Annotated in this window: 9 protein-coding genes; 4 read left to right on the top strand and 5 right to left on the bottom strand. The window is 72.5% G+C overall.

Going from position 1 to position 8,816, the window contains the following annotated elements:
• A partial coding sequence (locus NH339_RS15925; protein WP_253027009.1) for an NAD-dependent epimerase/dehydratase family protein occupies positions 1-688 on the bottom strand: 688 nt, incomplete at its 3' end.
• A 130-nt stretch (positions 689-818) separates the two neighbouring features.
• Between NH339_RS15925 and NH339_RS15930 the strand changes: the two genes are divergently transcribed.
• Positions 819-1,505 (top strand): TetR/AcrR family transcriptional regulator, encoded by a 687-nt coding sequence (locus tag NH339_RS15930; protein WP_253027010.1) that lies wholly within the window; start codon positions 819-821, stop codon positions 1,503-1,505.
• Between the two features lie 94 nt (positions 1,506-1,599).
• Here the strand turns inward: NH339_RS15930 and NH339_RS15935 are convergent, their stop codons facing one another.
• A complete protein-coding gene (locus NH339_RS15935) occupies positions 1,600-2,730 on the bottom strand; it encodes a homoserine O-acetyltransferase (protein ID WP_253027011.1) in 1,131 nt (376 codons plus the stop codon).
• Positions 2,727-4,016 carry a bifunctional o-acetylhomoserine/o-acetylserine sulfhydrylase gene (locus NH339_RS15940; protein WP_253027012.1) on the bottom strand — a complete coding sequence of 430 codons (1,290 nt, stop codon included), beginning with the start codon at positions 4,014-4,016 and terminating at the stop codon, positions 2,727-2,729. Before NH339_RS15940 ends, NH339_RS15935 begins: the two co-directional genes overlap by 4 nt.
• 124 nt (positions 4,017-4,140) lie before the next feature.
• Here NH339_RS15940 and NH339_RS15945 point away from each other — a divergent pair, with 124 nt between their 5' ends.
• Positions 4,141-4,590: a GNAT family N-acetyltransferase gene (locus NH339_RS15945; protein WP_253027013.1), complete on the top strand. Its 450-nt coding sequence runs from the start codon at positions 4,141-4,143 to the stop codon at positions 4,588-4,590.
• A gap of 482 nt (positions 4,591-5,072) precedes the next feature.
• Here the strand turns inward: NH339_RS15945 and NH339_RS15950 are convergent, their stop codons facing one another.
• The gene (locus tag NH339_RS15950; RefSeq protein WP_067853081.1) at positions 5,073-6,392 is read right to left on the bottom strand and encodes an ATP-dependent 6-phosphofructokinase; all 1,320 of its coding nucleotides are present in this window, start codon (positions 6,390-6,392) and stop codon (positions 5,073-5,075) included.
• A 127-nt stretch (positions 6,393-6,519) separates the two neighbouring features.
• On the opposite strand from NH339_RS15950, the gene NH339_RS15955 reads away from it, so the two are divergent.
• A complete protein-coding gene (locus NH339_RS15955; protein WP_253027014.1) occupies positions 6,520-7,173 on the top strand; it encodes an SIMPL domain-containing protein in 654 nt (217 codons plus the stop codon).
• 48 nt (positions 7,174-7,221) lie between these two features.
• Positions 7,222-8,511, top strand: a complete 1,290-nt coding sequence (locus tag NH339_RS15960; protein WP_253027015.1) for an alpha/beta hydrolase — start codon at positions 7,222-7,224, stop codon at positions 8,509-8,511.
• 7 nt (positions 8,512-8,518) lie between these two features.
• Here the strand turns inward: NH339_RS15960 and NH339_RS15965 are convergent, their stop codons facing one another.
• Positions 8,519-8,674: a hypothetical protein gene (locus tag NH339_RS15965; protein ID WP_253027016.1), complete on the bottom strand. Its 156-nt coding sequence runs from the start codon at positions 8,672-8,674 to the stop codon at positions 8,519-8,521.
• Between the last annotated feature and the right edge of the window lie 142 nt (positions 8,675-8,816).

The following is an 8,816-nucleotide window of genomic DNA, read 5'->3' on the forward strand; positions in this document are numbered from 1 at the left end:
GGGCGTAGGCCAGTGCCAGCTCGCGCTGCGACGCGTGCACGACCGGTGCGAGCACGACGTCGGGCCCTGCGGTGGCGTCGGCCGCCGCGACCATGGCGGCGGCGAGGTCGGGCAGGTAGGTCCAGGCGTGCGGGAGGTCGACGCGGCCGAGCGGGCGCACCGTCCGGCCCGACGTCGCGGGCCCGACCATCCGGTCGCCACCGTGCGCCATCGACGCGCCGGGGCCGTAGAAGTCCGAGGCCACGACGCTCGTGGTGCGCGCCGTCGACGCAGCGCGACGCTCCAGCAGGGCCGCGCGGACGCGGCCGAGAGCGGAGCGCGGCGCGACCCTGAGGTCGGCGCCGAGCGGGGTGCTGGTGTCGAACGCGTAGACGCTCTCCGGGTAGACGACGTGCACGCCGTGGCGCTCCGCGGCGGTCAGCACGGCCCGCTCCAGCGGCGGCAGCTCGCGCTCCCAGACATCGGGTCGGTAGGCCGACGCGTGCACGCACAGGTGCACCACGTCGACGTCGGCGAAGGCTCGCTCGAGCGCGGAGGCGTCGGTGGCGTCGAGGCGCGTACGGGTGACGAGCGGGTGCTCGGGACCCGACCCGGACCGGGTGGCGACGGTGACCTCCTCGCCGCGCCCGGCGAGGAGGGTGGCGACGTGCGGGCCGACCTGGCCGGCTCCGATGACCAAGGCACTCATGGTGACTCCTGAGATAAGAGAGCACTGCTCTCTGTTGATGGTGCGTCCAGGGTGCGCTCGCGATCCTCAGATGTCAAGAGCAGTGTTCTCTGTGTCGACATGTCGATGTCAGCCAAGATAAGGTGGCGCCGTGCCCACGCCCCGCCAGGTCGCCCGCGAGCAGACGCTGCGCGACATCGTCCGCATCGGCCGGGAGCAGCTTGCGACCACGACGCCGGCGGAGCTGTCGCTCAGGGCCGTCGCGCGTGAGCTCGGCCTGGTGTCGTCCGCCGTGTACCGGTACGTCAAGGATCGTGACGCGCTGCTGACCCTCCTCATCGTCGACGCCTACGACGAGCTCGGCGCCGAGGTCGAGAGGGCGGTGGCCGGGTCGTCCCGACGCACCCCCACCCGGCGCCTGCAGGCCGCGGCCCAGGCCATGCGGTCGTGGGCGCTGCGTGAGCCGTCGCGGTTCGCGCTGCTGCACGGCACGCCCGTGCCGGGCTACGCGGCACCGGCCGAGCGGACGGTCGAGCCCGGCACGCGGGTGGCCGTGGCGCTCATGTCGGTGCTGGAGGACGCTCACCGCGCCGGGACGATGCGCGAGGTCGACGGCCCGCTCCCGCGCAGCCTGCGCACCGACCTCGAGCGGATCCGCGCGGAGTACGCCCTGACCCTGCCGGTCACCAACCTCGGCCGCGGGCTCGGGCTCTGGTCGGCCCTCGTCGGTGCCGTGGCGTTCGAGGTCTTCGGCCAGTACGGGGCCGACACCCTCACCGACCCGGGTGCGTTCCTCGACGTGCACGTGGCCGCCCTCACCGACACCCTCGGCCTCTGACCCCCGAAGTCCCCCCGTTTCGGAACACCATCGCCCCTCTCGCCCGACGAAACGGGCGATGGCGTTCCGAAACGGGGGGCTAGGGGATGGGGGGCTAGGGGACTGGGGGACTAGGGTCGAGGGCGCGGCGGGCGAGGGCGCCGACCTGCTCCTGCTCGACGAGGAACCCGTCGTGCCCGTGCACCGAGTGCACGACGTCGAGCCCGTCGGCGCCCGGCAGCAGGTCGGCCAGCTCCTGCTGCTGGTGCAGCGGGTACAGGCGGTCGGAGTCGATCCCCGCGACGACCGCCCGTGCCGTCACGCGCGCGAGCGCCGCGGGCACCCCACCACGGTCGCGTCCGACGTCGTGGGAGTCCATCGCCCGCGTCAGCGTCAGGTAGGAGCCGGCGTCGAAGCGGCGCGTGAGCTTCGTGCCGTGGTGCTCCAGGTAGGAGGCGACGCTGAACCGCCCGTCGGGCTCGCGCTCGCGGCCGAAGCGCTGCTGCAGCTCGGCCTCGCTGCGGTAGGCCACGTGCGCCACCCGTCGCGCGAGGTCGAGGCCGTTCGTCGGGCCGCGACGCTCGGCGTAGTAGTCGCCGCCGTGGAAGTGCGGGTCGGTCGTGATCGCCGCCTGCTGCACCGACGACAGGGCGAGCTGCTCGGCCGACGCCTGCGCCGACGTCGCCAGCAGGAACAGCCGCTCCACCCGCGACGGGTGCCCGACCGCCCACTCCAGACCGCGCATGCCGCCGGCCGAGCCGCCCACGACGGCGTACCAGCGCTCGATGCCCAGGGCGTCGGCCAGCAGCGCCTCGGCGGCGACCTGGTCGCGGACCGTCAGGTCGGGGAAGCGGCTGCCCCACGCCCGACCGTCCGGGGCGAGGGAGGCGGGCCCCGTCGAGCCCTGGCAGCCGCCCAGGATGTTGGCGCACACGACGAGGAAGCGGTCGGTGTCGATCGGCAGGCCGGGCCCGACGAGCGTGTCCCACCAGCCCGGGCTGGGGTGCCCCGGTCCGGTCGGCCCGACCACGTGGCTGTCGCCGGTGAGCGCGTGCAGCACCAGCACGGCAGGAGCGCCCGGCGTCCCCCACGTCTCGTACGCCAGCCGGACGTCGGGCAGCACGGACCCGCTCTCGAGCGCGACGTCGCCGACGTCGGCGAAGCGTCGGGAACCGACAGGATCTTCCTCCCGCCACGCGCCGGTGACGGAAGGGAGATCCTGGCTGGTCAGGTGAGGTGAGGTCACTTGGCCGCGCGCAGTCCCGCCTCGAGGTCGGCGAGGATGTCGTCGATGCCCTCCAGGCCCACCGCGAGGCGTACGAGACCAGGGGTGACACCGGTGGCGGCGTGCTCCTCGGGCGTGCCCTGCGAGTGCGTCGTGCTGGCCGGGTGGATGGCCAGCGACCGCACGTCACCGATGTTCGCGACGTGGCTGAACAGCTCGAGCGCGTCGATGAACCGACGGCCGGCGTCGATCCCGCCGGGCAGCTCGAAGGTCAGGACGGCGCCTGCGCCCCGCGGGACGTACTTGTCGGCGAGCTCCTTGTAGGGGTTGCCCTCGAGCGACGCCCAGGTCACCGACGCGACGTCGGCGCGGGCCGACAGCCACTCCGCCACCTGGCGGGTGTTCTCGACGTGACGCTCCACGCGCAGGCTGAGCGTCTCCAGGCCCTGCGCGATGAGGAAGGCGTTGAACGGCGAGATGGCGGCGCCGACGTTGCGCAGGTACTGCACGCGCAGCTTCGCGATGAAGGCCGCCGGTCCGAGCGCCTCTGCGAACACGAGTCCGTGGTAGCTCGCGTCGGGCTGGGTGAAGCCGGGGTACTTGTCGCCGTGGGCGCCGTAGTCGAAGGTCCCGCCGTCGATGACGACGCCGGCGATGGCCGTGCCGTGCCCGCCGATGTACTTCGTGGCGGAGTGGATCACCGTGTCGACGCCGTGCTTGAGCGGGTTGAGCAGGTAGGGCGTCGCGACGGTGTTGTCGACGAGGAACGGCACCCCCACCTCCTTCGCCACGACCGAGATGGCCTCCAGGTCGAGCACGTCGCCCTTCGGGTTGCCGATGGTCTCGCCGAAGAACGCCTTGGTGTTCTCCTGCACCGCGGCGCGCCAGGCGTCGGGGTTGTTGTTGTCCTCGACGAACGTCACCTGGATGCCGAGCTTCGGGAACGTGTGGCGCAGCAGCGAGTCGGTGCCGCCGTAGAGGCTGGCCGACGCGACGATGTGGTCGCCGGCCTCGGCGACGTTGGTCAGCGCGCCGGTCGTGGCTGCCTGGCCCGACGCGAACAGCAGCGCGCCGACACCGCCCTCGAGCGCGGCGAGCCGCTGCTCCACCGTGTCCTGGGTCGGGTTGGTGATGCGCGTGTAGATGTTGCCCGGCTCGGCCAGGCTGAACAGGTCGGCGGCGTGCTGGGTGTCGCGGAACTGGTACGACGTCGTCTGGTAGATCGGCAGCGCGCGGGCACCGGTCGTCGGGTCGGGCGTCTGGCCGGCGTGGATCTGCTTGGTCTCGAACGACCACTGGTCACTCATGGTGTCTCCTCAGCTGTCGCGGCGGGTGTCGCGAGCGGGGTGTCGCGGGGTGGGTCTTCACCGTGGCACGCGGTCCGAGGACCGAGAAGACGTCTCAGGATCCGGGACGTGCGAGGATCGACGGATGGACCTGCGACCGGCCGCCGAGGGTGACGAGGGCCTGCTGGCCTCCATCGAGCAGGCCGCCAACACCGACGCGCTCGCCCACGTGTTCGCGCCACCGTACCCCTGGGCCGCCGTCCGCGACCGCTGGGCCGAGCGCGTCGCGGCGACCAACGTCGCGGCGTTCGTCGTGGTCGTCGACGGGGTGGGCGTCGGGTACCTCGCGTACGACCGGACGACGCTCCTGCACCTCGGTGTCGTCGCGCGCCACCGCGGTACGGGACTCGCCGACGCCGTCCTCGCGCAGGTCCCGGCGCACGTCGACCGGCTCTGGGTGCTCGAGGAGAACGTCCGGGCCCGACGCTTCTACGAGCGGCACGGCTGGCGCGCCGACGGTCGCGCCGGCACCAGCGAGTACCCACCCCACCCGGTCGAGCTCGGCTACACCCGCCACCGACCGCTGGTCGAGTAGTCGGGCCCGGCGAGGGACGAGCCTGGGCCCGACGTATCGAGTCCACTCGGAGCAGTCGCTGGAGCCGGCCCGCGCTGGGCCGTTGCCGGGTGGTCTCGATACGCCAGGACTTCGCAAGCTCGTCCTGACTACTCGACCAGCGGAGTGTCCCGCTGGTCGAGTAGTCGACGCCGCGACGAAGGAGCAGGCGGAGACGTATCGAGACCACTCCGAGCGTTCGCTGGGGGTCGGCCCGCGCTGGGCCGTTGCCGGGTGGTCTCGATACGCCAGGACTTCGCAAGCTCGTCCTGACTACTCGACCAGCGGAGCGTCCCGCTGGTCGAGTAGTCGACGCCGCGACGAAGGAGCAGGCGGAGACGTATCGAGACCACTCCAGGCGTTCGCTGGGGGGTTGGCCCGCGCTGGGCCGTTGCCGGATGGTCTCGATACGCCGTCACGAGCTCGCTGGCGCTCGCCGTGCCGGCTACTCCACCGGCGGCGGGTCAGCGCATGTCGAAGGGTTGGGCGGTCGACTCGAGGACGCTGAGCCAGAGGTCGCCGTCGGGGGAGACGTGGTGGGGGCGGTGGGTCACGTAGCTGATCGGCACGTGCACGAACCGGTGGCGACGGCGGCCGACGACCATGTCGGTGCGTCCGGCCATGGCCGCGTGCACGGCGGTCTGCGCGAGCCGCGAGCAGTACACCGAGTCCGACGGCTCCGCCGGCACCGAGCGGATGAAGTAGCCGGGGTCGAAGTAGCGGAACAGCACCTCCTCGCCACGCGACGTGAAGTCGTCGGTGATCCGCTCGCGCAGGAGACGACCGATGTCGGCCAGGCGGGCGTTGCCGGACGCGTCGGTGGCGCCGTCGTGCGGCAGGTGCTCCTGACCGGCGCCCTCGGCGACCACCAGCACGGCGTGACCCTGCGCGGCGACCTTGCGCCGGACGTGCTCGAGCAGGCCGTTGTCGCCGTCGAGCGCGAACGGCACCTCGGGGATGAGGACGAAGTCGGCGTCGTGGCCGGCCAGGGCGGAGTAGCAGGCGATGAAGCCGGCGTGGCGCCCCATGACCTTCACCAGCCCGACGCCGTTCAGCGACGCCTCGGCCTCGATCTTGGCGGCCTTGATCGACTGCGCCGCCCGCGAGTAGGCCGTCTGGAAGCCGAAGCTCTGCCCGATGTGGGGGATGTCGTTGTCGATCGTCTTCGGCACCCCGACCACGGCGATGTCGGCACCCCGTGCGGTCGCCTCCTCGGCGATGCGGTGGGCGCCGCGCATCGACCCGTCGCCGCCGATGACGAAGAGGATGTCGATGCCGCGGGCCTGCAGGGTGTCGACGACGACGCCGACGTCCTGCGCGCCGCGCGACGACCCGAGCACGGTGCCGCCCCGCTCGTGGATGTTGGCGACGAAGTCGGGCGTCAGTGCGACCGGCTCGAGCCCGAGACCTGGCACCAGACCGGCGTACCCGTTGCGGAACCCGACGACGTCGCGCACGCCGTAGTGCTCGTGCAGCTCCATGACGATCGCGCGGATGACGTCGTTGAGGCCGGGGCAGAGGCCACCGCAGGTCACGACGCCGACGCGCACGGAGCCGGGGTCGAAGAAGAGCCGGGCGCGGGGACCGCCGGTCTCGAAGGTCGGCAGCTCCTCCAGCGGGAGGCCGCGACGCTGGATCAGCTCGACGGTGTCGTCGAAGAGCACGCGGTCGTCCTCGCCCACGTAGTACTCGTTGGTCGCGCGCCCGCCGACGTAGTGCGAGAGAGGTGAGGGCACCGTGCACGGACCGAGGGAGCGGACCTGGAGGTCGGCGAGCGTCACCATGGGCTCATCCTAGGGTGAGGGAACCCTCAGGTGCGGGGTCCTCGCCACGCCGTCCCGAGGGTCGGTCGACCGCATCCGGTTGGGGCGAAAGTCCACGCGTGTCGGTGTTCCTGGGGAGAATGTCCGGATGGGAGTGCAGATCACCGTGCGGGGCGTGGCCGAGGCGCGTCATCCGGCCGAGCGAGCCCTCGTGCGGCTCGAGGCCGTGGTCGAGGGGACCGACCGGGCCGACGTCCGCGACCGGGCGGCGGCCCTGCAGGAACCGCTCGCGGGACACCTGCGCGACCTCGCCGCACTGGGCGCCGTCGACACCTGGTCCAGCGACCAGGTGACGGTCCACGGCAGCCGTCCCTGGGTCGGCGACCGGCGTTCGGAGGAGGTCGTGCACACGGCCTCGGTGCAGCTGCGGGCGGAGTTCGTCGACTTCGAGCGCATGAACGGCTTCCTCGACCACTGGGCGGGCGTGGCCGGCGTGGAGGTGCTGCCGGTCGAGTGGGACCTCGGCGTCCGGAGCCGGCGGGTGCTGGAGGCGGAGGTCCGCAAGGCCGCCGTGGACGACGCGGTATCGAAGGCGCAGACGTACGCCGACGCCGTGCGCCGTGGTCGTGTCGTGGCGCTGCAGCTCGCCGACCCGGGGATGCTCGACGGTCGCGGCGACGCGGTGGTGGTCGGTGCGGTGGCGCGTGGGCTGGACGTCGGGGCCGACCGCTCGGGGATCGCGCTGGTGCCGGAGGACATCGTGGTCCGGGTCGAGGTCGACGCGCGGTTCCAGGCCGACTGACGTCCCTACGGCCGCCTGACCTGCGCATACCGGGAGTATGGTGGTGGTATGTCCGTGCGTTCCGTCCTGCGTCGTCTGAGGGCGCTGATCCCCGGTGTCGGCTCCGGGAGCGACGCCGGCACCACCGCCGCGACGCGTCCGCGACCCCGCGTCACCGTCGTGACGCAGCGGGCCCGCCAGGGCCTGCCGCTGCGGCACCGACCGATGCGTGTGGTCTACGACGAGGCCGTGGTGCACGAGGACGTCAGCCTCAAGAGCCGGGTCCTCGGGCGCACCACCCGTCTGGTCTTCAAGCCGCTGCTGCGCCTCGCCCCGCTCAACGACCGGACCCTCACGACGCTGCGCTCCCTCGACAAGCTCTCGGCCCGCGGACCGCGGTCGCGCTTCGTGGAGCCCGTCTCCTTCGAGCTCGGCGGCGTGCACGTGGAGTCGATGACGCACCGCTACGGCCCGACGAGCGAGATGACGCTGCTCTACCTGCACGGCGGCGGGTTCTTCTCGTGCGGCATCGAGACGCACCGGCGGATCTGCGAGCGGCTCGCCCTCTACACGGGTGCGACGGTGATCTCCGTCGAGTACGTGCAGCTCCCCGAGGGCTCCGTGGCCGACTCGGTCGACGACGCCATCCGCGCCTACGCGGCGCTGGTGGAGATGAGCGACCGGCCCGACAAGATCGTCGTGGCGGGCGACTCCGCCGGCGGCTACCTGACCATGAAGATCGCCGAGCTGGCCAACCGCCGTGGGCTGCCCGCGCCGGCCGCGCTGCTGACCTTCTCGCCGCTGCTGAGCCTCGACCCCGACCGCATCGACAAGGAGGGCGTCGCGCGCGTGGCACGGGTGCGGGACGCCTACCTGCCCATCGGCCGCGTCGCGGTGATCCGGGAGCGCTGGCTGCCCGAGGGCTCGACCATCGAGGGCGAGGTCTCGCCCCTCGACGCGGCCGACCACATCACGTCGCCGACGTTCTTCGTCGCGGTGGAGGACGAGATGCTGCGGCCCGAGGTGGAGGCGATGGCGCTGCTGCTGGCCGAGCGCGGCGTCACCGTCGAGACGCACCTGTGGCGCGGGCAGGTGCACGCCTTCCCGGTGCTCGCCGACACGCTGCCCGAGAGCCGGCAGGCGCTGCGGCTCGCCGCCGACTTCGCCCGCCGGGCGGTGGGCGAGGAGTCGGTGACCTCGACCGAGGCCGACCCGCGACGCCACGACGACCCGACGCACGAGGAGCCCGTGGTCGGCGAGGTCGTGCCCGAGGAGCCCGCGACGCGCCCCGACGCTGCGGTGCTCGACGGCGAGCTGGTCGGCGAGGGCCGTCGTCGCTGGTCCTTCGGCGGGGGCTGAGCCCGGCTCAGGACCGGACGGGGGTCGCCACGACCACGACGGTGGAGCGGAAGTCGCTGCCGTCGTAGTCGCCGCAGGTCATGAGGACGAGGCTGGTCGGGCCCGACGTGCGGTACACGGCCTGCGAGATGCGGCGGAACTGCTCGACGGGCACCGTGCGCACCGCGCGGACGACGAAACCCGAACGGCACTCAAGCCAGTAATGCGGAACTACTCTCGTCCTCGTAGTCGAACGTCTCTGGTCGCCAGCCGTCCACGTACTTCCGCAGAACTTCGCGCACTTCTGCGTTGGTATCCGTAGCGTT

It is taken from the genome of Aeromicrobium sp. CnD17-E (genome assembly GCF_024124745.1).
GTDB lineage: Bacteria > Actinomycetota > Actinomycetes > Propionibacteriales > Nocardioidaceae > Aeromicrobium.

Coding starts and splice junctions, on each gene's coding strand:
- NH339_RS15940 (WP_253027012.1), bottom strand. CDS start 4,016: ATGAGTGACCAGTGGTCGTTCGAGACCAAGCAGATCCACGCCGGCCAG.
- NH339_RS15960 (WP_253027015.1), top strand. CDS start 7,222: ATGTCCGTGCGTTCCGTCCTGCGTCGTCTGAGGGCGCTGATCCCCGGT.
- NH339_RS15950 (WP_067853081.1), bottom strand. CDS start 6,392: ATGGTGACGCTCGCCGACCTCCAGGTCCGCTCCCTCGGTCCGTGCACG.
- NH339_RS15945 (WP_253027013.1), top strand. CDS start 4,141: ATGGACCTGCGACCGGCCGCCGAGGGTGACGAGGGCCTGCTGGCCTCC.
- NH339_RS15955 (WP_253027014.1), top strand. CDS start 6,520: ATGGGAGTGCAGATCACCGTGCGGGGCGTGGCCGAGGCGCGTCATCCG.